The 23,291-nt window shown below is 30.5% G+C and carries 16 protein-coding genes; 4 read left to right on the plus strand and 12 right to left on the minus strand.

Annotated features, from left to right (window positions below):
* Nucleotides 1-3: 3 nt before the first annotated feature.
* The 3 genes from Q0842_RS11895 to Q0842_RS11905 form a co-directional block, all read right to left on the minus strand.
* The gene (locus tag Q0842_RS11895; RefSeq protein ID WP_298498322.1) at nucleotides 4-2,652 is read right to left on the minus strand and encodes a glycoside hydrolase family 3 C-terminal domain-containing protein; all 2,649 of its coding nucleotides are present in this window, start codon (nucleotides 2,650-2,652) and stop codon (nucleotides 4-6) included.
* A 322-nt stretch (nucleotides 2,653-2,974) separates the two neighbouring features.
* A complete protein-coding gene (locus Q0842_RS11900) occupies nucleotides 2,975-7,123 on the minus strand; it encodes a hybrid sensor histidine kinase/response regulator transcription factor (RefSeq protein WP_298498323.1) in 4,149 nt (1,382 codons plus the stop codon).
* 392 nt (nucleotides 7,124-7,515) lie between these two features.
* Nucleotides 7,516-8,418 (minus strand): NifU family protein, encoded by a 903-nt coding sequence (locus Q0842_RS11905; protein WP_298498324.1) that lies wholly within the window; start codon nucleotides 8,416-8,418, stop codon nucleotides 7,516-7,518.
* Nucleotides 8,419-8,592: 174 nt separating this feature from the next.
* On the opposite strand from Q0842_RS11905, the gene Q0842_RS11910 reads away from it, so the two are divergent.
* Complete coding sequence (locus tag Q0842_RS11910; RefSeq protein ID WP_298498325.1) at nucleotides 8,593-9,600, plus strand: type IX secretion system membrane protein PorP/SprF; 1,008 nt, start codon at nucleotides 8,593-8,595, stop codon at nucleotides 9,598-9,600.
* Between the two features lie 84 nt (nucleotides 9,601-9,684).
* Here Q0842_RS11910 and Q0842_RS11915 read toward each other — a convergent pair whose 3' ends face one another.
* The gene (locus tag Q0842_RS11915; RefSeq protein ID WP_298498326.1) at nucleotides 9,685-10,842 is read right to left on the minus strand and encodes a VWA domain-containing protein; all 1,158 of its coding nucleotides are present in this window, start codon (nucleotides 10,840-10,842) and stop codon (nucleotides 9,685-9,687) included.
* A gap of 264 nt (nucleotides 10,843-11,106) precedes the next feature.
* Here Q0842_RS11915 and Q0842_RS11920 point away from each other — a divergent pair, with 264 nt between their 5' ends.
* From Q0842_RS11920 to Q0842_RS11930, 3 genes are read left to right on the plus strand one after another with little or no spacing between them, the layout of a single operon-like run.
* Entirely contained in the window at nucleotides 11,107-13,245 is a 2,139-nt protein-coding gene (locus tag Q0842_RS11920; protein WP_298498327.1) for a histidine kinase, read from the plus strand.
* Nucleotides 13,246-13,276: 31 nt separating this feature from the next.
* Nucleotides 13,277-14,011, plus strand: a complete 735-nt coding sequence (locus tag Q0842_RS11925) for a LytTR family DNA-binding domain-containing protein (RefSeq protein WP_298498328.1) — start codon at nucleotides 13,277-13,279, stop codon at nucleotides 14,009-14,011.
* 13 nt (nucleotides 14,012-14,024) lie between these two features.
* The gene (locus Q0842_RS11930) at nucleotides 14,025-14,540 is read left to right on the plus strand and encodes a gamma carbonic anhydrase family protein (RefSeq protein WP_298498329.1); all 516 of its coding nucleotides are present in this window, start codon (nucleotides 14,025-14,027) and stop codon (nucleotides 14,538-14,540) included.
* Nucleotides 14,541-14,645: 105 nt separating this feature from the next.
* Here the strand turns inward: Q0842_RS11930 and murI are convergent, their stop codons facing one another.
* The 8 genes from murI to Q0842_RS11970 all read right to left on the minus strand — a co-directional run bounded on the left by murI (nucleotide 14,646) and on the right by Q0842_RS11970 (nucleotide 23,118).
* Nucleotides 14,646-15,425, minus strand: coding sequence for a glutamate racemase (murI, locus tag Q0842_RS11935; RefSeq protein WP_298498330.1), 780 nt, complete (start codon nucleotides 15,423-15,425; stop codon nucleotides 14,646-14,648).
* Between the two features lie 169 nt (nucleotides 15,426-15,594).
* The gene (locus Q0842_RS11940; RefSeq protein ID WP_298498331.1) at nucleotides 15,595-16,095 is read right to left on the minus strand and encodes an OmpH family outer membrane protein; all 501 of its coding nucleotides are present in this window, start codon (nucleotides 16,093-16,095) and stop codon (nucleotides 15,595-15,597) included.
* A 34-nt stretch (nucleotides 16,096-16,129) separates the two neighbouring features.
* The gene (locus Q0842_RS11945; RefSeq protein WP_298498332.1) at nucleotides 16,130-17,089 is read right to left on the minus strand and encodes an OmpH family outer membrane protein; all 960 of its coding nucleotides are present in this window, start codon (nucleotides 17,087-17,089) and stop codon (nucleotides 16,130-16,132) included.
* A 213-nt stretch (nucleotides 17,090-17,302) separates the two neighbouring features.
* The gene (bamA, locus tag Q0842_RS11950) at nucleotides 17,303-20,002 is read right to left on the minus strand and encodes an outer membrane protein assembly factor BamA (RefSeq protein ID WP_298498333.1); all 2,700 of its coding nucleotides are present in this window, start codon (nucleotides 20,000-20,002) and stop codon (nucleotides 17,303-17,305) included.
* On the minus strand, nucleotides 19,935-20,675 hold the full coding sequence (locus Q0842_RS11955; protein ID WP_298498334.1) for an isoprenyl transferase: 741 nt from the start codon (nucleotides 20,673-20,675) through the stop codon (nucleotides 19,935-19,937). The genes bamA and Q0842_RS11955 overlap by 68 nt, the downstream gene beginning before the upstream one ends.
* 1 nt (nucleotide 20,676) lies before the next feature.
* A complete protein-coding gene (locus tag Q0842_RS11960; RefSeq protein ID WP_298498335.1) occupies nucleotides 20,677-21,363 on the minus strand; it encodes a DUF6089 family protein in 687 nt (228 codons plus the stop codon).
* A 103-nt stretch (nucleotides 21,364-21,466) separates the two neighbouring features.
* Entirely contained in the window at nucleotides 21,467-22,360 is an 894-nt protein-coding gene (locus Q0842_RS11965) for an NAD kinase (protein ID WP_298498336.1), read from the minus strand.
* A gap of 98 nt (nucleotides 22,361-22,458) precedes the next feature.
* Nucleotides 22,459-23,118 (minus strand): acetoin utilization protein acuB, encoded by a 660-nt coding sequence (locus tag Q0842_RS11970; protein ID WP_298498337.1) that lies wholly within the window; start codon nucleotides 23,116-23,118, stop codon nucleotides 22,459-22,461.
* Nucleotides 23,119-23,291 lie beyond the last annotated feature (173 nt).

Raw genomic sequence — 23,291 nt, forward strand, 5'->3', positions numbered from 1 at the left:
TCTTTATTTTTTTACTAACGATATTTTCTTTTCTACAACCGAGGTTGAGCTAGCATCAGCTAAACCTTTAAAACCTGGTTGTTTTCCTCCTGCATATATACTTATGGAACCTGGGTTAATTACAGGTTTACCTTCTAATGATATTAAAGCATATTGTTTAGGTTTAATACTAAGTGTTACTGTTTTTGTTTCATTAGGACTTAAAGTGATTCGTTCAAAACCAACCAATGACCTTGTTGGTGTTGTTTTATCTTTATTATCATGAGATACATAAAATTGAACAACTTCTTCACCTTTATACGCTCCTGTATTTTTTACATCTACCTTTACTTCAATATTACTACCTATACTTACCACATCTGAAATGGTTAGATTGGAATACGTGAAATTAGTATAGCTTAATCCGTGACCAAATGGAAATAGGGGATCTCCTTTAAAATACTTATAGGTTCTGTTTTCCATATTGTAGTTTTTAAAATCAGGTAAATCATTTACTGACTTATAAAATGTTACCGGTAATCTTCCTGCAGGGTTATAATCTCCAAAAAGAATATCTGCTATGGCTTTACCGCCAAATTCTCCGGGGTACCAAGCTTCTAAAATTGCAGGTATATTATCTGCTGCCCAATTAACTGCTAGTGCACTCCCATTCATTAAAACGAGAATGGTTGGTTTGCCAAGAGCTTGTATTTTTTTCATTAACTCAATTTGAGTTTTAGGTAATGTAATTTCCGATCTATCGCCTTTGTCAAACCCTTCTAATAAAACAGGCATTTCTTCACCTTCAATGGATGGGGAAAGCCCTAAGCATAACACTACAACCTCAGAGTTTTTTGCGGCCTGTATTGCTGGTGTAATTAAATCTTGATCTGTTTTAGCCCAAACTAATTGTGCTTGAGGATCGGCATGGTAGTTATAGTATTCTATCTTTATTGTATTGGTCTTGCCTTTGGTTAATTTTACGTCAAAATATTTTGTTTTAGGTTCATGGTCATCACTAAACTCAAATTGTAGTGCGTCATTAAAATATAACTTACCACCACTACTTGCTCGCAATCCAATTCTATATGTTCCACTTTCAATTGGAATTAATTCACCTGTCCATTTTACAGAGAAAACATCTTTTTCAAGATTGTCTAAAGGTCTTTTACCCACCCAAGTGAAATCTATATTTTTATCGTTTCTAGTAAATTCAGGCGTTCCTTCCCAATTCATGTTTTTATAATATTCGCCTTTAAGTCCTTGTTCGCTACCGTTTTTAAGGACATTAGTGGGAATGGTGTTTAACATGGGCCAACCAACAGCAATATGACTTCCTAAAGCGTAGTTTACAGTTGCATTTGGTAATTTATTTTGAATTGCCAGTAAAGGAGTTATATGGTTTTTTGGTGTGCCATGGTAATTCCCTAATAATGATTGTTTGGAGTTAGCATTAGGACCAATTACTGCAATGGATTTGATGCTTTTATCGAGGGGTAAAGTATGATCTTGATTTTTTAATAAAACCATAGATTCTTTAGAAATCTTTTCAGATAATTTATGATGCTGCTTACTTGCAACAACGCTATATGGTATTTTAGACCATTTAACTTGATCATCAGGGTCAAACATACCTAACCTGAAACGCGCTGTAAATAATCGTGTTAAGGCTAAATCAATTTTTTCTTCATCAATTAGTTCTTTTAAAACGGCTTCAGTTAAATTAGGATCGTAAACACTTCCACAGTTTAAGTCTGTGCCTCTATCAACAGCTAAAGCAGCTGCCTCTTCGGGAGTTTCAACAATATTATGTTTATCTGGTTCCCAAAAATCGTTAATAGCCCAACAATCTGAAACAACATACCCACCAAAATTCCAATCGTCCCTTAAAATTTTATTCAATAATAAATTGCTACCGCAACATGCTTCATCTCTATATCTATTGTAGGCGCACATTACAGAATGAACTTTTGCTTCTTTTATAGCCGCTTCAAACGCTGGTAAATAGGTTTCATATAAATCTTTGTTTGATGTATGATAATTATCTTGGTGTCTTGATTTTTCTGGACCACTATGTACTGCAAAATGTTTTGCTGTTGCGATAACTTTAAAATACTTCTCATCATCACCTTGAAGCCCTTTGATGTAATTTACACCAATTCTACTTGTTAAATACGGGTCTTCACCATAAGTTTCTTGACCTCTTCCCCAACGAGGATCTCTAAAAATATTAATGTTTGGTGTCCAAAAATTAAGCCCTTGGTATATACCTCTTTTTTCTTCTAATTTTGATTTATGGTGTTTTGCTCTAGCTTCGTCTGATACGACCTCTCCCATCTCATAAATTAAATCAGGATTCCAGGTTGCCCCCATACCTATACCTTGTGGAAATACTGTTGCTTCACCTGCTCGAGCTACGCCATGCAAGCATTCATTCCACCAATTATATTCTGGTACGCCTAAACGCTCTATAGCTGGAGCATCATATCGCATTTGAGATACTTTCTCTTTTAAAGACATCTGCTCTATTAAATTAGCTACTCTATCTTTTAATGCGATCTCTGGATTTTGAAACAGGTAATCGTATTTCTTTTCTTGAGTTTTGCATGAGAAAATAAATAGCACTCCAATTAAAAAGTAGAGGCTTTGTTTGCTAAATTTAAGTTTATTCATTTTGGTTTTTATTTTTTAAATGGCAATAATTAAAGATTAAACTTAAAAAATGAAGGATAACAGAATGCAATTTATGTTGTTTTTGTTATGACATTATTCTGTAAGCGATTTCTATCTTTTAAATGCTTAAACTTTATGTAAACAAAATTATATAAGGAAGTGGGTATTTATTGGTAAATGTTAAGCATTCGTTGTTACATTTAAAGCAAAATGATGAGAATTTCTAGTAAAAACGTGGTTTTATTAAAAAAGTATATGCAGCTTGTAGTAAGTGCTAAATATTGGTTTTGATAGCGAATTTTAATTGCGTTTTGAAAACAATTTAATTGTTTACTTCTATGCTAGTAGGCAAAATACCATAATAGTTTTTAAAACATTTAGTAAAATAGGAGTGAGAAGAAAAACCTACTTTAAAGGAGACTTCACCAACTGTGGCACTTCCTATTTCTAATATCTGTTTTGCCTTTTGAAGCCTTATGTTTCTTAAAAACTCATTTGCGGTTTGATTAGTTAAAGCTTTTATTTTACGATAAAACTGACTTTTACTTAAATTCATTTTGGCGGCTAGCATTTCAACATTAAGATTTGGATCACTAATATTATCATTAATATAGTTTAAAACCTTTTCAATAAATTCTTTATCTATAGAGGTTGTTTTAGTGTTTTCTGGAAGTTCACTAATAACACTAAAATATTTATCGAAAATGAGCTTTCTGCTTGTAATTAGTTGTGCTAGTCTTAATTTTAAAAGTCTTAGGTTGAAGGGTTTTACCATGTAGGCATCTGCGCCTAACTCTATGCCTTCCATACGGTTGTCTATTCTTGTTTTAGCTGTTAGCATTAGCAGAGGGATGTGGCTAGTTTTTATGTCGCTTTTTACCTTTTTACAAAACTCGAATCCATCCATTTTAGGCATAATAACATCGGTTAGTATAATATCTGGTAATACTTTGGTAGCTATTTCAAATCCTTCAAAACCATTTGTAGCTGTATGAATATGATAATCACTTTTAAGTTCTTGCTTTAAGTATGCCTGAAGCTCTAAATTATCTTCTACAATGAGCAATGTATGTGCTTGAGTCGATTTTTCATGTTGATTTGTGGATGCTTTTTTTGTGTTTTTTTCAATCTTTTGTTGCTTAACAAAACTTTCTTCAATTTCTTTTATTTCCTCAATTCCAATAGCTAATTCATTTTTGTTAAAATGTTCTTTACCTAATGGTAGGTATATTTTAAAGCTAGTTCCTTTTCCTAATTCACTATTAACTTTTATTTCTCCTTTATGTAAGTGAACGAAATTTTTTACAACTTCTAAACCTATACCTGTACCACCATAATAAGTGTTATTAAGGTTCTCTACTTGATAAAATCTCTCGAAAATTTTATTTACCTGTTCCTCATCGATACCAGGTCCAGAATCTGAAATAATTATTTCAACAACTTCTATGGTTTCTAAATCATTTACCAAAGGCATTAATACTTTATCTTCTTTTAATCGCACTTCAACATTTATTGAGCCTCCATTAGGTGTAATTTTAATAGCGTTTGAGAGTAAATTGAAAATAATTTTTTCTAGCATACTTCTATCTGCCCACAAAGGGATGTCAAGAACATCTGTATCTACTATGAGGTGGATCTGTTTAGCTAATACTTCTTCTTTAAAATGGCTAACAACACTTTTTATAAATTGTACAAGATTTACCCTACTTGCTTTAACTCTAACTTTATCGAGTTCTAGTTTTCTAAAATCTAAAAGCTCGTTTATTAACCTATGTAGTCTATCTGTATTTTTATGAACCGTTTTAAGTTTGGTTTTTACAATTTCTGGGATACTTAAATTATTATTTCTTAAAATATCTTCAAGAGGATTTATAATTAGCGTTAATGGTGTTCTAAATTCGTGAGAAATATTTGTGAAAAATTGAAATTTTTTCTCGTTTAAAGCTTCTTTTTGTTTTCTTGTTTCTCTTTCGTAAGCTATTAATTGCTTTTCTTTTAAACGTTCTTGACCTATTTTTCTTAGAAAGAATAAAACAAGTAGAAACAATATAATATAACCTAATATTGCCCAATTTGTTTTCCACCAAGGTGGAAGTATTGTTATTTTTAGACTTATTGGGGTTTCATTCCAAGCCCCATCATTATTTGCAGCTTTTAGTTTAAAGGTGTACGTTCCATAATCTAAGTTAGTATAGGTTGCATTGCGTGTGTTACCAACATAATTCCAAGAGTTTTCTAAACCATCTAAATAATATGCAAATTGATTTTTTTCTGGTCTCGTATAATTTATCGCAGTAAACTCAATAGTAAAGACCGATTGTTTGTGGGTTAATTCTATCTCTTTAGTTTCTGATATTACCTTTTTTAGAGGGCCTTTATCTATATTAGGAAATACTTTTTGATTGAATAATTTAAAATCTGTAAGATATACTGAAGGCAAATTTTTATTTGTTTCAATTTTATTGGGGTTAAAGTAATCTACACCTTGGTAATTGCCAAAATATAGATTTCCTCCAGTATCTTTAAATGCTGCATTTATATTATAATCATTAGATAATAACCCATCGTTATATGTGAAATTTGTGAATTTTGAAGTTTCTGCCTCACACCTATATAAACCAGAATTACTACTAATCCATAAGTCGTTATTATTGCTTTGTGTTATTCCTGTTATGTTTTCGCCTGTAAAGCCATTTTGATTGTTGTACCAAGAAAAGGTGTCGTCATTATAATCATATTCACAAAAACCAGCTCCTCTTGTGCCTATCCATATTTTTTGCTTGTTTAAAGATTCATACAGCGTTAGTACATGACTAGACGTTATTTGATTGTTGAATTCTTTAGCCATTTCATCTTCGTATGAAATTACATAAAAATGGTTCGCATCATCCTTTATTACTTTAAATAATCCACCTGTTGTACCTACCCAAATGTTTTGTCTAGAATCTACTAAAACTTTTCTAACATCAACTTCAACTAAGTTGTTTTCTACAAACGGTTTAGAGTCATGTCTCTTTATTTTTTTTGTTTGTGGGTTAAATGAGTGAAGTCCCTTATAAAATGTTCCTATCCAGATGGTTCCTTCATTATCTTCAGTAATACTTAAAATGGTGTTAGAGGCCAAATTTCCATTCGTGTTTTTGGTATTATAATTTATAAATTTTTTAGATCCATTTGGGAGAAAAAACAAACCATCGTTCCAGCTGCCTAACCAAATATTGTTTTTACTATCTATAAACATACACTCTATATAATCGCTGGTTAAGCCAGAATATACGCTGGTATCTTTTGTGTTTATATGGATAAATTTTTGTTTGATTATATTATATACATCAACACCACCTCCGTCCATACAAATCCATAAATTGTTTTGTTTGTCTTTTGTTATGCCAGTAACTGATGGATTTGATAGCGAATTCTTATTGTTTTTTATGCTTTTTATATGGTTAAATTTGTCATATGAATTATCATAAATACTAACACCACTATTGTAATACCCTAACCAAATACGGTTGTCTTTATCTCGAAATAAAGACCAAATGGAATTAGAACGTAAACTATTTTCATCTTCTTTATTATACAAGTACGTGTTTAGAATATTGCCATTAGTGTCCATATGTAAAAGACCATCATTTTCGGTGCCACACAAAATTGTACCATCAGTAAGCTTAACAATTGCAAAAATCCTTTTATTGGTTATTTTAGAACGAACTATTTTATATCCAACTAAATCTAAATCTCTATATTTTAGACATGTTAACCCCTCAGATTCGGTTCCAATCCAAATATCTTTATGATCGATTAACAGAGACTGTATAGGGGTTTTTAAAGACGGAACGCTATTATTTATCTTAGCATAAATTAGCTCTTGGTTTATGTGGTCATACTCTAATAAACCTATATTGGTTCCTGCAAATACTCTTCCTTCATTATTACACTTTAAATCGAATATTGAAATAAAAGGATTGGCTAGATTTGATGAATTTAATACTTTAACAACCGATAATGTTTTAAGATTTAGTTTGTATAAGCCGTGTCCATAGGTTCCAATAAATAGATTGTTTTTATTATCACCACTTATACTTCTAATAGATAAGTTTTCCTCCTCTCTAGTGTTTTCATTATAAATAGGTATCCTTGTAAATTGATCTAAATCTCTATTATATAAATTTAGTCCTTCTTCTGTACCAAACCATAATTTATTCTCTTTGTCTAAATAGGAGCAGTAAACAAGGCTACTACTTATAGATGTAGAGTCTTTTAAAGAGTGTTTGTAGTTTACATAGTCAATCCCATCAAACTTACTAAGTCCAACACCAGCGGTTCCAAGCCATATAAAACCATAATGGTCTTGAATAATAGTGGTAACCGCAACCTTAGATTTTCCTTCTTTAATATTTACAAAATCAAACTTTTTAATGCCGTTTTGAGCACTAAGATTTAAACATAAAAAAAATATAATAATGCACATTTGTGCATATTTCAAACTACTATTATTTAATAATTGATTTAAAAACAATTTTTTTTATTAAAATTGAAACGCTCTTTTCCTTTTAGTGGAACGTATAAGTTAATTTACAATATACCTAAACTAGTTAGGAAATAATCATTAAGTATCCTGGTTTGAATATTAATTTTATTATTTAACCATAAAACTATACTTAAAAAGAGATAATTATTGTAAAATTTAAAGCATAGTTTGTAATATATAATGCAACAAAATAATACAAACTATGTTTTTAGAATGGATGTTATTTTAAAATATTTTTAAACACTATTGAGAGTTCTAAGGTTTTAAAAACAGCAATTATACATTTTGTTATAACTAATAAGGTGTTCAGTTTGTGTTTTTAGATTTAATATTTATCCATTAATAGCTTCAACAGTTTCAATTTTCCCAGGTAACATTTCTTTAAGCATGTTTTCAATACCACTTTTTAGGGTGTATGTTGAAGAAGGGCAACCGCTGCAAGCACCTTGAAGCATAACACTTACATTTTTACTTGCTGAATCATAAGAAATAAATTGAATATTACCTCCATCACTTGCAACTGCTGGTTTAACATATTCTTCTAAAATATTAATAATTTCTTTTGAAACATCATCTAAGGTTTCAAAATGACTGTCAATATGTTTCGTAGATTTTTTTAATGTTTCAATGGCTTCTGGTAATACCACTTCTTTTCCTTTTTCAATGTAATCCTTAATGAATTCACGAAGTTGGATAGTAATATCTTGCCATTCAATAATGTCATATTTTGTAATAGAAACATAGTTTTCATCAAGAAACACACTTTTTACAAACGGAAAATGAAATAACTCAGTAGCTAAAGGTGATAATTTAGCTTCATCAATTGAAGTAAACTCAAATAGTGCAGCAACAATTTTCTTGTTAGCGACAAATTTCATTACTGCTGGGTTTGGTGTGCTTTCAGCATATACTGTTATGGCTACTTTTTTTTGTGTAGCAGACTCTTCAACTACAATACCTCCGTCATTTAAATATGCTTCAATTTGTTTTGAAACTTCATCTTGTACATCAACCCATTCTACAATATTATATCGCTCTACAGCAATAAAATTACCAGAGATGTAAACTTTTTTTACAAATGGTAAATAGAATAATTGTTGTGCTAATGGCGAATTTTTTGCCTCGTCAATATTATTAAACTCAAAACTTTGATGTTTTGTAATAAATTGATTTACCTCAAATTTTACTATGGCATTATTGGATGTTTCTTGCACAGAAACCTTGAAAGTGTTCATTTCAGCTAATTTTTCACAAAAATACTAAAAGAAAACTTTAGTTATCCATATATTTGAGTTTTGTTGCCTGTTTAAAAGGCGTTAAGGGTAAGGGCAAGCTTTATCTTTTTTATGTGTAATTTTTTAAGAATCAAGACGTTTGTATTAAACTAAACCTACTTGGTAATAAAGTTTATGAAATTAAAAAATATCATTTTAGTGGCTATTATGGTAGTGTTTTCTAACATTGCTACATCCCAGGAAGGAATGCCAATTTATACAGATTATTTAACAGATAATTACTATCTAATTCATCCATCTATGGCTGGTATTGCTAACTGTTCTAAAGTTAGGCTAACAGCAAGGCAACAATGGTTTGGTCAAGATGATGCTCCAAAGCTTGTTACACTTAGTATGAATGGCAGGATTGGAGATTCTCAATCTGCAATTGGAGGTATTTTATATTCAGACAAGAATGGGTATCATTCTCAAAAAGGAGGATATTTAACTTATGCACATCACTTAATGTTTTCTAGAAGTGAAGCAGATTTAAATATGTTATCATTTGGTTTAAGTGCTGGATTTATTCAGTATCAATTAGACGAAACTACGTTTTTAGATGGTTCACCAATTGCTGATCCTTTAATTAGTGGCATTGTACAAAATGAGACTAATTTTAATGTTGACCTGGGCTTCTCATACCATTATCTTGATTTTTATGCGCATGCTACAGTAAAAAATATATTGAAAAATTCTGGTGTAAACAAAGATCTAGAAATAACAAGTAACTTAAGACGTTACTTAGTTTCTGTTGGGAGTGTTTTTAGTAAATTTGGTAGTGAATGGAGTTACGAACCTTCATTAATGTTCCAATATAGAGATTTAACTAAAGAATCTAGTATTGATTTAAACGGTAAAGTTTACAAGCAAATGGATTTTGGTAAATTATGGGGAGGAGTATCTTACAGACAAAGTTTGGATGGTGCAGAGTATTTAGATGGAACAACTGTAAATAGCCAAAAACTTAATCAAGTAACTGGAATTTTAGGTGTTAATTATAATGATTTTATGTTTGCATATACATACACATATCAAACCAATCCAATAGTTTTTACTAGTGGTGGGTTTCACCAATTAACACTTGGATATAACTTTAGTTGTAAAAGAGAGAAATACTCTTGTAATTGTCCTGCAGTTAATTAAATTGAAAAATTATTTTTTAAAATATTTAATCAAAAATCCCGCTTTTAAGCGGGATTTTTAATTTCTAAGAAAACATATAAGAGATTATTTCCATGTATATTTCTTTTTCTTAGCTTGCTCTTTAATGGCATTGGTCATGGCATTTTCTAAATTATTTGCTTTCTCACTTTTTTGATTAGCAATGTAAGACTTGCGTTTTGCATTTAATATTTTAATTTCATTCTGTATTGCTTCGCGTTCTTTACTTTTATTTAAAACATAAGTTTTAATTTCTAATTTTGTTTTGCCTTTTAATTCTTCAGGAAGTTCTTGGTCTTTGATTTTATTAAGCACGTCTTCTTCTTGTTCTAAGGCATCAACTAAATCCCAACTTTTATTTTTATATAAATGAGAGCTTTTACTAATGGTTCTTTTTACAGCATTAGCTTTACTATAGCCACTTGCATTCATATCTTGTTCTGCTTGAAGTGCCATTTTTTTGCTTCCTCTAGAGCCGTAAGCCACATAAGTTTTATTTAGCCTTTGGTTCAAAATTAAAATATCATCATCATAAGGAGATGCAATATGTACTGTTGCTCTGTTTTGATTAATAGCCATATAATCGCCATGTGTTAATTGAGCACCATCTTTCCAATGAGATGAAATACCCTGATTATAATCACCACAAAAAATAGTATTTATAGTTATATCTTTTTCGTTTGCATTTAAAGAGACATCTTTATAATTTACTTTTCCTTGGGTAAAAGGTTCGTTTCCAGCAATAAAAATAAGTTTTAAATCGTCTGCATTTTTACCCCAGTTTAATTGATTTAATGAGGTTTGAATTACTTGTCCACAATATTCTTCTCCACCATTTGTTGTTAAAGAGAAAAGCTCTTTGGAGATGTCGTCTAAATCGTCACTAAAAGCTAAAACTTGCCTAATATAGCCTTCTCTTCCGTTTAATCTATCATTGCCATACTCGTATAAAGCAATTTGTAAATTTGGCTTTTTATTACCACATTTTGCATACGATAATTCGTTTACTATATCCCAAAGTTGTGCTTTAGCTTGGTCAATTAACCCATCCATACTATTGCTAGTATCTAATAAAAGTGCGACTTTAATAAATTGTTTATTGGGTTCGTAATTTTCTGGTTTAGTATTGTTAAATGCAACAGATTGTTTTTTGCTATTTGCATTACAAGATAAAAACCCTATTAATGTAAAACTTAATAAAAGTGTTTTGAAATACGTTTTCATGATTTTTTGTTTTTTGATTAATGTTAAAATTGCTACACCGTAAAACTATGTTCAACTTAATTGTTAAAAAAAGTAGAATGAGTAATACAGTAAGTTAAATGAGTAAACGCATCTTTTAAGTTTGTAAAGGCATCTTTTTAGTGTTTTAAACTATCATTTTTGTTAAACCATCATTTTATTAAACCAAGTAAAGTGCGTAAGTTTATCTACTTAAAATAAAGTATGCAGTTGGGTGTAAAATATTTATGTGTGTTTATATTAGTTTTGAGCAGTATTTTTTTAAATGCTCAAAACAATGATGTTTTAAATCGTGGACCAAAATTTACAATTCGAGGTTCGGTGGTTGAAAGCGATACTCAAAAACCCATTGAAAATGTTAATATTGAAGTTAATGGAGGTGGTTACTCTGCTACTGATGTTTTTGGAGAGTTTAGAATTGAAGCTAGAAAAGGCGACGAACTTACTATTAGGCATAAAGATTTTGAAACCGTTTTTTATATTATTCAAAGTAATGAACGTATTAAAGTAGAAGTAGAAGCTAATGATAACGAAGACGTAAAAAAATCTAAGTTTAAATCCATTTCAAGAACCCCAAGAGAGTCGTTTAAACCATTAATAGATTCTGCCGAAGTTTATTTAAAAAAGGATGCAAAGACAAGTATACAATTTATTGCAGATGCGTTATCAGAAAGTAATTCTACCAAGCAAAATGGAGAAGCCTACGAGGTTTTAGGAGATATTTATATGTATTGGAAACAATACGATTTAGCGGTTTCAAATTATAGAATTAGTTTACAAAACACCAAAGCGAACGTTGTTTCATTAAAGCTAGCAAAAGCCTATATGCAGAATAAAAACTATCAAGAAAGTTTGCAGGCATATAACGGAGTTAACAAAAGTGAATTAACTAATTGGCAGTTATGTAATTTATACGAAGGCCTTGGCGACGTGTATCTTTTAACAAAATCGTACAACCTTTCTTTAGGTGCTTATCAAGATGGATTACAAGTAGCGCAAAAGCATTTAATAACTCCAAAAATTACCGATTTAAACTCTAAAATAGCTCAAACATATAATGCTAAGGGAGAAACACAAAAAGCACAAGGTTTTTTTAATAAATCTATGAAGCTGGCTAATAGCGAAAACAAAAAACGAGCTGTTGAAGAACAAATTAAAGTGGCAGATTTTAAAAATGAAGTCAATAATTATTCTGATGAAATTGAATTAAGAAAAGAAGCTTTAAATACCATAAGTGAAATTGAAAATGAGGCAGATTTTATAAATAACGAAAGTGCATTAACACCCCAAAAACAAAATTATAAGATTGGTAATGCATACGCATCTCAACGCGATTATGGTAATGCTATTCCTTATCTAGAGAAAAGTATTAAAGAAGCAGACAGTAAGGAAGATTTAATTGTTCAAAAAGATGCAACCAGAAAACTATCTGAAGTTTATAGAGATGCAGGACAGTTTGATAAAGCATTATTAGCCTATCAAGATTATGTGGAATTAGTTGATAAACTTTATTCTAAAAAAGAACAAGAGATTTCGCAAGCAGCAAGATTTAGTAAAGATATTGTTAGTAAACAGAACCGGATTTCGAGTTTAGAAAGTGATAGAGCATTATCTGAGAGTAAGTATCAATTATCTAAAGAGCAGGCTAAACGCCAAAAACTAATTATTTATTCTTTAATTGGTGGGCTAATCCTATTGCTTATAGGAGCATTTTTAATGTATAAATATATAAAGCAACAACGCTTAGCTAATAATTTATTGGCCTTAAAAAGTTTGCGTAGTCAAATGAATCCGCATTTTATTTTTAATGCTTTAAACTCTGTAAACAGTTTTATAGCATCAAATGATGAACGGACAGCAAACAAATATTTAACAGATTTCTCACTTTTAATGAGAGCTGTTTTAGAAAATAGTGAAGAAGATTTTATACCACTTGAAAAAGAAATAAAACTTTTAGAATTATACACCAAACTAGAACATTTTAGATTTCAAGACAAATTTGATTATACAATACATGTAGATGAAAGTATTGCAGTAAAAGATTTTGTAATACCGCCTATGCTATTACAACCATATATTGAAAATGCCGTTTGGCATGGGTTGCGATACAAAAAAACTAAGGGTCACCTAAATATAGCTATTAAACAAAGTACGCCAAATGAAATTAAAATTATCATTACAGATGATGGTATAGGACGCGAAAAATCAATAGCATTAAAAACTAAAAATCAACAAAAGCAAAACTCAAAAGGCATGGGTAATATTAAAAAGCGCGTGTCTATTTTAAACGAGATGTATAAAGATAAAGTTGATGTGTTGATTGATGATTTTCAAAATAAAGAAGATGCAGGTACAAAAGTAATAGTAACACTTAAAAAGGATTAAGAAATTAGTAAAGTCTCTTTAAATAAATAATATGAAACTAACCTCAATTATAGTCGAAGACGAAGAAACCAGTAGGGATATTTTAAAAAATTACCTCAATAAATACTGTCCAAATGTAACTATTTTAGGTGAAGCAGCTAATGTTGAAGAAGCTTTGGTTTTAATTAGAAATAACGATTTAGATTTAGTATTTCTAGACGTAGAAATGCCTTATGGAAACGCCTTCGATTTACTTGATAAAGTTGGTGATGTAAATTTTGAAACTATTTTTGTAACTGCCTATAACCATTATGCAATAGATGCTTTAAATGCACATGCTAGTTACTATTTAATGAAACCAATTTCTATTGACGAGCTTATTAAAGCCGTAGATTACGTTACAGAAATAAAAACTAAAGAAGATGCACTACAAGATGAAATACTTGTGCCTAAAACAAATGCGGTTGCAGGTAAAATTACTATTCCACAATTAGATGGTTTTGAAATATTAAATACTGTAGATATTCTGTATTGTAAAGCAGATGATAATTATACAGAGATTTATTTAAACAATAATAAAAAGAAACTAGTAAGTAAAACACTTAAGTATTTTGAAGAAGCATTAATCAATTCTGGTTTTGCACGCGTACATAAATCTTACCTAGTTAATGTAAATGAAGTTGTGAAATATATCAAAGGAAAGGGCGGAAGCGTATTATTAAGTAATGGAAAACAAGTCATGGTTTCTGCCTCAAAAAAATCAGAATTATTATCATATTTTAAATAAAAAATCTATTCTTATGCCAGTAATAAAAACAGTTAGAGGAAATTCACCTATAATACCAGAAGATTGTTTCATTGCAGAAAATGCAACCATAGTTGGTGAAGTAATCATGGGTAATCAATGTAGTATTTGGTTTAGTGCCGTAGTTCGCGGTGATGTTAACTTTATAAAAATGGGTAATAAGGTAAATATTCAAGACGGCGCTGTCATTCACGGCACCTACCAAAAGGCAGGCACAACCATTGGCAACAATGTCTCTATTGGGCATAATGCCTTGGTACACGGCTGTACCATTCAAGATAATGTTTTAGTTGGTATGGGCAGTATCATTATGGATGGTTGCGTAATAGAAAGCAATAGTATAGTGGCTGCAGGCGCTGTTTTAACTCAAAACACAGTTGTAGAATCGGGAAGTATTTATGCAGGTGTGCCAGCTAAAAAAGTTAAAAATGTAAGCAAAGCACATATTGAAGGTGAAATAAACCGCATTGCAGATGCTTATATAAAATATTCAAGTTGGTTTAAAGAATAATTTGGTAACCTATGCATGTTTAAGATGCTTATTTTAGTGAAATTATTTTTTTATGTTTACCAAAAAGAAGAAGGGCTTTAATAACCCTAGACAGTAATAATTCTTTTAAAAATCAAGATATTTAACAACGAAATTTTCACCTAAAAGTTGTTTCATCACATTTAGATTTCCATTAGTGTAAAATTCATTTAGAGCCTGTGTAGTTTTAGTGTTTAATAAATCATTTTTTTCTAAAACAGCTCTGGTTTGCCTTGCTACAGCCTCACCAGAATCAATAATTTTAACATGATTTGGTAGTAAATCTATTAGTATTGGAATTAAATAAGGGTAGTGTGTACAACCTAAAACTAAATAATCAATGTTAGCCTTAATCATAGGTTCTAAATAAATTTTTAAAAGCGCCTTCATTTCTTCAGATTGTAGCTTGCCACTTTCTATAAGTTCAACAATACCATCGCCAATTTTTTCAACAATTTTTATATCATTAGCAAATAAGTTTGCTGTTTTAGAAAATAACTCACTAGTTAAAGTGCCTTTAGTTGCCAATATTCCAACAGCATTAGTTTTTGTTTTTAAAGCAGCTGGCTTTATAGCTGGTTCTATCCCAATAAAAGGGATGTCGTAATTTGATCTTAAGTAATCTATAGCGTTGGTAGTTGCCGTGTTACAAGCCACAACAATAAGCTTGCAATTTTTACTTATTAAATATTCGGTATTTTTTATACTTAAATCAATTATAGCTTCTTTTCCTTTTGGTCCATATGGCGCATTTGCACTATCAGCTAAATAAATAGTACGCTCATTTGGCAGTATTGAATAGATTTCTTTCCAGATGGAAGTACCACCAACACCAGAATCAAATATGCCAATAGGGTTGTGTTTCATAAAAACATAAATGTAAGTTTGTTCAAGTAAAATAACGAGGAATGCACAATAAAGCTAATTTATTTAAAAATAAATAATTCTATTATAATAATCTTTAAACTATAATTTTTTAATAAAAAAAGCTGCCTTAAAAAAAGCAGCTTTTAAATATATTGTGATAAATTTTATTTTAGATGCCTAATTGTTTTTTTACATCTGCTAAAATATCTGTACCGTTAGCTACAATTAAAGTAGCTCTGTCTAGAACATATTCGTAACCTTTAGCTTTAGCAACTTCATTTATTGCATTCATGGCAGCTTCTTGAATAGGTTTAAATAATTCAGCTTCTTTGTTAGCTAAATCTTTTTGAGCATCTGCTCTAAATTGTTGAATACGTTGTTGTTTTTCTTGAAGCTCTAAACCTCTTTTTTGGTTTTCTTCATCTGTTTTTGTAGATGCTTCAGCTTCATATTGCTTAACTGTATTTTGGTATTCTGTAATTGATGCTTGAATATCTGTTTGGTAGGTTTTACCTAATGCTTCAATTTCTGCTTGAGCCGTTTTTGCTGCTGGCATTGCTGCAATCAATTCTTGTGTATTTATATGTGCAACTTTACTTTGCGCTTGTGTAAAGCTTACTGCTGCAATACATAATACAGTTGCTAATAAGAGAGTTTTAATTTGTTTCATTTTAAATAGTATTAATTGTGTTATAAATTTATTATTAGTTATTGTTTATACTGTCTTTTGCCTTTTGGCGTTCTTCTAATATTTTTTTCTTTCTAGCTTCTAAAGCTTTTTTTCTTGCTTCTCTTTCCGCTAATTTCTTTTGTCTGTTTTCTTCTATTAGTTCTTCTTTTGTTTTAGTAACTCCTTCTGTTGTTGTTTTAGCAGTTTTAATTGCTTCTTCTTCAGTTTTTTTAGCAGTTCCAGTTGTATTACTACTTCTAGCGTCTAATTTTGCCTGCTTTGCTTTTTCTCTATCTTCTAATACTTTTTGGCGTCTAGCTTCTGCTTCTTTTTTCTTAGCTTCTCTAGCTGCTAATATTTCTTGTCTGCGTTTTTCAACAGCACTTTCTCTAGCTGCTTTCTTTTCTTCTAAAGCTTTTTCTCTAGCTTCCAACTCCTCATTTATTTCAGGAATTATTTCTTCACTTTCGGCAGCTTTACGTTCTGCTTTTGTGTTAGCTTGTTGACGTTTAGATGATCTGGTTATACTTCTTAATACTTGTTCACTTACATCTAGTGATTTATTAGAGTATAGCATGTTAGTTTCAGTCTTATCTAAGATAATATCGTATTTCCTGCCTTCTGCCATATCTTGAACGGCTGAAAATATTTGATCTTGTATAGGCTGCATTAACTGCTTTTTTTGAATAAACAAATCGCCATTAGGTCCAAAACGCTTTTGTTGATAATCTAGAATTTCGTTTTCTTCAAAAGTGATATCTTCTTCACGTTCATCAATCAATTCTTTTGTTAAAAGCGCTTTTTCATTACTTAAATCTTTTCGCTTTTGCTCAACAGCTGTTAATTTTGATTGAATCTCATTTTTCCATTTTTGAGCTTTATCTTCTAATTGTGCTGTTGCTTCTTGATATTCTGGAACATTCTCTAAAATATACTCGGTATCTATATAAGCTATTCTTACCCCGCGTTGAGCGTTGGCATAAAAGCTTAACATAAAAACTAATGTCAGTAAAAAAAGAACGTTGTTTCTCATCTGTTTTAATATTTTATAATTTATGGCATATAAATTCTAAAAATGACAGATGATTTTTTCTGCCTTTTAGAATTGTATTTTCAAAATTAACGAATTTTAATCTTAAAAATTTCAATTCTGTTGCAAATCATCAAAGTGTTATTAGAAAATATCGTGCCAAAGTATTTTTTTTGTTTAAAACTGTTGTCCAATTATAAAATGTGTTTCCCATCCGTTTTTAACAGTTTGTCCTGGTAAAGGATCAAATCCATGTCCGAAATCTATACCTAATAAACCAAAGGCTGGCATAAAAATACGAATACCTAAACCAGCAGAACGATTGATGCTAAAAGGATTATAATCTCTAAATGTATTTGAAGACACACCACCCTCTATAAAGCCTAAAGCATAAATTTTTGCTGATGCCTTTAATGTAATTGGATAACGAAGCTCTAATGAAAATTTATTATAAATACTTGAACCATCTTGTGAAGCTCGACCAGTTGACTCATCTAGATGTGTGAGAGAATTGTTAGGATAACCTCTTAATTGAATCACTTCTCTACCATCTAACGAAAAATTCCCTAAACCATCACCACCTAAATAAAAGCGTTCAAATGGAATTACTCCTCTATTATTATCATAGGCACCAAGAAAACCAAATTCAATTTTTGGTCTTAAAACTAGGTCTTTAGCTATTTGTGTATACCATTCACCAGAGAATTTAACTTTGTAAAACTCTAACCAATTATATCTTTTTTGATCTATTTCGGTAATTTCATCATTTGCTGCTATATAGTTCGGGTCAGTTAGGTAGTTAGCACCTGCGGCATTGATTGCAGCGTTTCGATCTTCTAATGCCTCGTCATAATCTATGGAGAGTTGTTCGTAATCTACACCATTAAACATTGAATAAGGAAGAGAGAATTTAGCCGTAAAGCTAAAATTAGAACCTCCAGTAGGGAAAATAGGATCAACACTAGTGTTATTTCTACTTAAACCAAAAGTATACGATAGGTTGTTTGAAAATCCATTACCAAAAGTAAATAAACCGGTGTTATAATTATTTAAGTCGTAACGTTGAAAACTTACAGCTTGCGACAAAGTAAAATAATCATCTGGTACAGATAATCTTTTAGCCAAACCAAAAGTTATACCTGTTATATTAAAACTTTTACTTTTATCTGCATTACCGGTAGTATAATCATATAAAAATTGCTTGGTGTGTGATAACGATGTTGAAAATTGTACAGGGCGTTTACCACCTAACCATGGCTCTGAGAATGAAAAACTATACGTTTGATAAAAACGACTAGCTTGTAAACGTAAAGCTAGTTTTTGTCCATCACCCATAGGTATTGGTTTGTAGGCATCCTTTTTAAAGATGTTTTTTATAGAAAAGTTGTTAAAAGATAAACCTAGCGTTCCTATAAAACCGCCACCACCATAACCACCTTGTAATTCTATTTGACTAGATCCTGTTTCTTTAACAGCATATTCCATATCAATAGTACCTTCTACTGGGTTAGGGTTATTAAAATTAGGTGAGATTTCTTGAGCATCAAAAAATCCTAACTGCCCAAGTTCTCTAACAGTACGTACAACATTTGCTTTACTGTATAGTTGTCCTGGTCTTGTACGAAGTTCTCTATAAATAACGTGGTCGTTAGTTTTATCATTGCCAATGACTGATACAGAATTAAAATATGCCGGTTTACCTTCAGATATTCTTACTTCAATATCAATTATATTATTATCAGCACTTACTTCAACAGGATTAATGCTTGAAAATAGGTAACCATTATTTTGGTATTGGTTTGTTATATCTTGAGCATCTGGCTTAGAATTATCTGCAATTCTTTTTTGTAATAAAATACCATTATAAGTATCTCCTTTTCTAACACGTAATAATCTGCTTAATTGCTCGTTTGTATAAACGGTATTTCCAATAAATTTAATATCTCCAAAAGTGTAAGGTTCACCTTCTTTAACATTTATATGAAGCGATATGGTTTTATCATCATTATAGGTAATGCTATCCGATAAAATTCGGGCATCTCTGTAACCATTTTCTTTGTAAGTATCTATAACATGCCCTAAATCTGCTTGATAAGAAGAGTCTATGTATTTTGATCGTTTTAAAATTCTAAGGCGATTTATTTTCTTAGTTCCTTTCATGCTTTTTCTAAGTTTTTTATCACTTAGAACATCGTTGCCATTAAAAATTATATCTTTAATTTTAACTTTTTCACCTTTATCTATATTAAGTACCATATTTACTCTAGAGGTTTCAATAGAGTCTTTAACTTCAATGGTGTTAATATGTACTTTAGTATTAAGAAACCCGTCTTTCTTGTATTTTTTTGTAAGGAAATTTTTGGTTGTAGTAATAAGGTTTTCAGTTACTTTAGCGCCTTTTTTTAGTTTGTTATCACTAATTATTCCTTCGTGTTTACCTTTTTTTACACCGTTAATTTTTAATTCGTTTAATTGAGGTAAATCTGCTAACTTAATTTGTAAATATGCTACATCGCCTTCTATTTTAGTAACATATACTTCAATATCATTAAATAATTTAGAGTTCCAAAGTTTTTTAATGGCATTACCAATATCTTCACCAGGAATATCTATTTCTTTACCTTTTCTTAATCCAGAATAGGTTATAATAGTTTGTTCGCTAAAAGCGGTATTACCAGCAACTGTAATTTCGCCTAAAGTATATTTTTTACCTTTGCTAATATTTACATTTTGTGCATTAATATTAAAGCAACTAATAGTAAATAGTATAATTAAACAGTACTTTAAATATGTATTTGTAGATGTTTTTTTAACTAAGTTGTTCACTTGTTTTCCCAAATCGTCGTTCTCTTTTTTGATATTCAATAATAGCTTCATACAAATGCTGCTTGGTAAAATCTGGCCACAATACACTTGTAAAGTATAATTCGGCATATGCAATTTGCCATAATAGAAAGTTGCTTATACGTTGTTCTCCACTTGTTCTAATAAGCAAATCTACATCTGGTAAATTTTGCGTGTAAAGATGCTCATTTATAATTGATTCATCAATATTTTCGGCCGAAATTATATTATTTTTAACTTTAATACTAATTTCTTTAACAGTGTTTATGATTTCCTCTCTTGAACCATAACTAAGTGCAAGAGTTAAAGTCATTCTTGAATTATGCTTGGTGCTTTCAATAACTTGAAAAAGTTCGTTATGTACTTTTTTTGGTAACGTACCTAATGAACCTATGGCAGATAACTTAATATTATTTTCTTGAAGTGTTTTAATTTCTTTTTTTAAAGAAGAGACTAAAAGCTTCATTAAAGTTTGTACTTCTAGTTTTGGTCTATTCCAGTTTTCGGTTGAAAAAGCATAGAGAGTTAAATTTTCAACACCTAATTCTGCGCAAGCTTCAACAGTTTGTTTTACAGATTTTGTTCCATTTTCATGACCAAAAGCACGTATCATACCTTGTTGTTTAGCCCAACGCCCATTTCCATCCATTATAATGGCAATGTGTTTTGGTAGTCTTTTTTTAAGTATGCTGTTTTTTAATTCCATTTTAGTCTACGCAATAGCAAGGGTTTTCTCCAAAGGTATAAGTTAGTGTTATTCCTGAAAACACATACCAATCATTATTATTTATATTTCCGATACGGAATTGTTGTAACTCTTTTGCATCTGGAATACTTCCATCAAGCTCATCAGAAAAGGTGTAACGCGCTCCAACCTCAATTCCTAAAATAAAGTTTTCCATAAAATTGGTTTTAAAACCAAGAGCCATTGGAATTCCAAAAGCCCAACTAGATGTGTCTTCTGGTGTTTGTACATTATTTTCAAAATAGTGATTATCATGATAGCCTACCGTAATACCCGAATATAAATAAGGTGTTATTAGTTTTTTGCCAGAATGTAGGTTGAAATCAATGAAGGTAAGTTCCATACCTAATGAAAGCTCTGTCAATTTACTTGAAAACTCATAACCTCTTTCAATACGCCTTGGGTCGTCTGAATTACTGTCTATACCTTCTAGTTCGCTAAAAATTAATGAGGCTCTGTAAGAGTGTCTTTTGCTTCTGTTCCATTTATAAATACCACCAATAGCTAGTTGATTTGGTTTTATATAGTTTGTTGCGCCTACATCTCCAATAAAATTACTACCTCCTAAAAAAACGCCAATTTCGTTAATTTGAGAATAGCTTAATTGGATGCTTAAAGCGCTTAATATCAATATGGTTAAATGCCTCATAAATATTCAAAAGTTTGCAAATATAATAAATAAGATTAGCTCATAATAATTTGAGCAGAATAGTATTAGTGTAAAACTAAAATTTTTATGAAATATTGTTTTTTTATTTGGTTGAATTGCGTTTGTCTTCTCCCCAGAGTAACTTCTTTCTAAGTGTGTCTAAAAAACTTTCGTTTAAAAGATCTATCATTTTAATTTTGAAATTTGCTTTTTTAATTTTTATGAGTGTACCATTATCTAATGTTGCTATTCTGGAATCTAACGATATTAAATGTTGCTTCTCTCTGCCATGTACTCTAAGGTGTACTTCTGTAGAGTCAGGAATAACTAAAGGTCGAGCACTTAAATTATGTGGAGCAATTGGGGTTAATACAAAACTATTAGAGCCAGGGGTAATTACAGGGCCTCCACAACTTAGCGAATAGCCTGTAGATCCTGTTGGTGTTGATACAATTAGTCCGTCGCTCCAGTAAGAATTTAAAAACTCATCATTTAAATACGTATCTATGGTTATCATAGCAGTAGTGTTTTTTCTACTTACCGTAATTTCGTTTAATGCGAAATTCATAGATTCTATGTCTTTGTTTTTAGATGATGTTTCTACAGTTAAAATACTACGTTCGGAAATTCTATATTTATTATCTATAATATCTTGTACCGCTTTTTCAATCGCATCAACTTGAATGGTAGCTAAAAAACCAAGCCTTCCTGTGTTAATGCCAATAATTGGTATGCCTAAATCTTTAACAAACATGGTGGCTCTTAAAATAGTACCATCACCACCTATGCTTACTAGAAAGCTAAAACTCTTATCTAGCTCATTAAATGTTTTGTACTTGTGATAGTCTAGTATATTATGGGATTCTTTTTCAATAAGATTATGAAATTCCGTTTCAATATAAGCTTCAATACCTTTATTTTCAAGGTAGTTGAAAAGGGTTTCAACGGATTTTGGTGTTGTAGTGTTGTAATATCGTCCAAAAATGGCAACTTTCATGTGTTTGTTTTTATTGTTTTTTATGAGTCACATGGTGCATCCATAAAATTGTTTTTTTAATAACTAACTTTTAGTTACAGATGGTTCATAAATTGAAATTACATGTTTAAATATTTCTTTAAATAATCAGAGCGTTCTTTTAAGCTTTCAATGTAACCATCCTCCTCATGGCCAGAAATGATATTGTAACTATATCTGCGAAAAGTTTGGATAATTTCATTAAGTCCTGTATTGCCAATTTTTAAGGTAATTTGAACTAAGTCGGTATTCATTTTTGAAATAAAAGCTCCTAAAAGTTTTCCATCGTTAGACTCTACAATCTGGCTTATTTCACTAAAAGAATAATCATTAATTCCTTTTTCTACAACTAGTATGCCACCAGCTTCAGAGAAAAAGGGGGAGTCACTAAATAAGCTAATAACATCATTTAGTTCGTAATAGCCTAAATACTCATTTTGTTCGCTTAAAACAGGCATAATGTTAGAAGAATTTACTGCAAAAGCTTCTAAAACATCTAACCAAAGTGTATTGTTTCTAACATAAAAATCTTCTAATGCATATAAATATTCATTAGTAGATTTGTCGCCATCAAAGCAATGGGCATCAGTTTCAGAAAAACAACCTAAATAATCTCCATTTTCATTTTTAACAGGAATATGGGAAAAAGTAAGTTGGTTAAAAAGTTGATGCAAATCACTTATTTTACTTGTGTTACTAAGTGGTTTAATGTCGTTTATAATAAATTCAGAAAGTTTCATTTGATGTCTTCTATTTTATTTAATTCTGTCAAATGTTATAGGCTAAATTAAATTGATAAATTCAAATTGTATTTATCGTAAAGCTCGATATATCATATGAGTAAATATGAACTGCAAATTAATCAAAAAAATAGTATCTATGCTTGTTCTACTTTGTATTTTTGTCTTTTAAA

Origin of the sequence: uncultured Algibacter sp. (genome assembly GCF_947495675.1) — a bacterium.
GTDB lineage: Bacteria > Bacteroidota > Bacteroidia > Flavobacteriales > Flavobacteriaceae > Algibacter_B.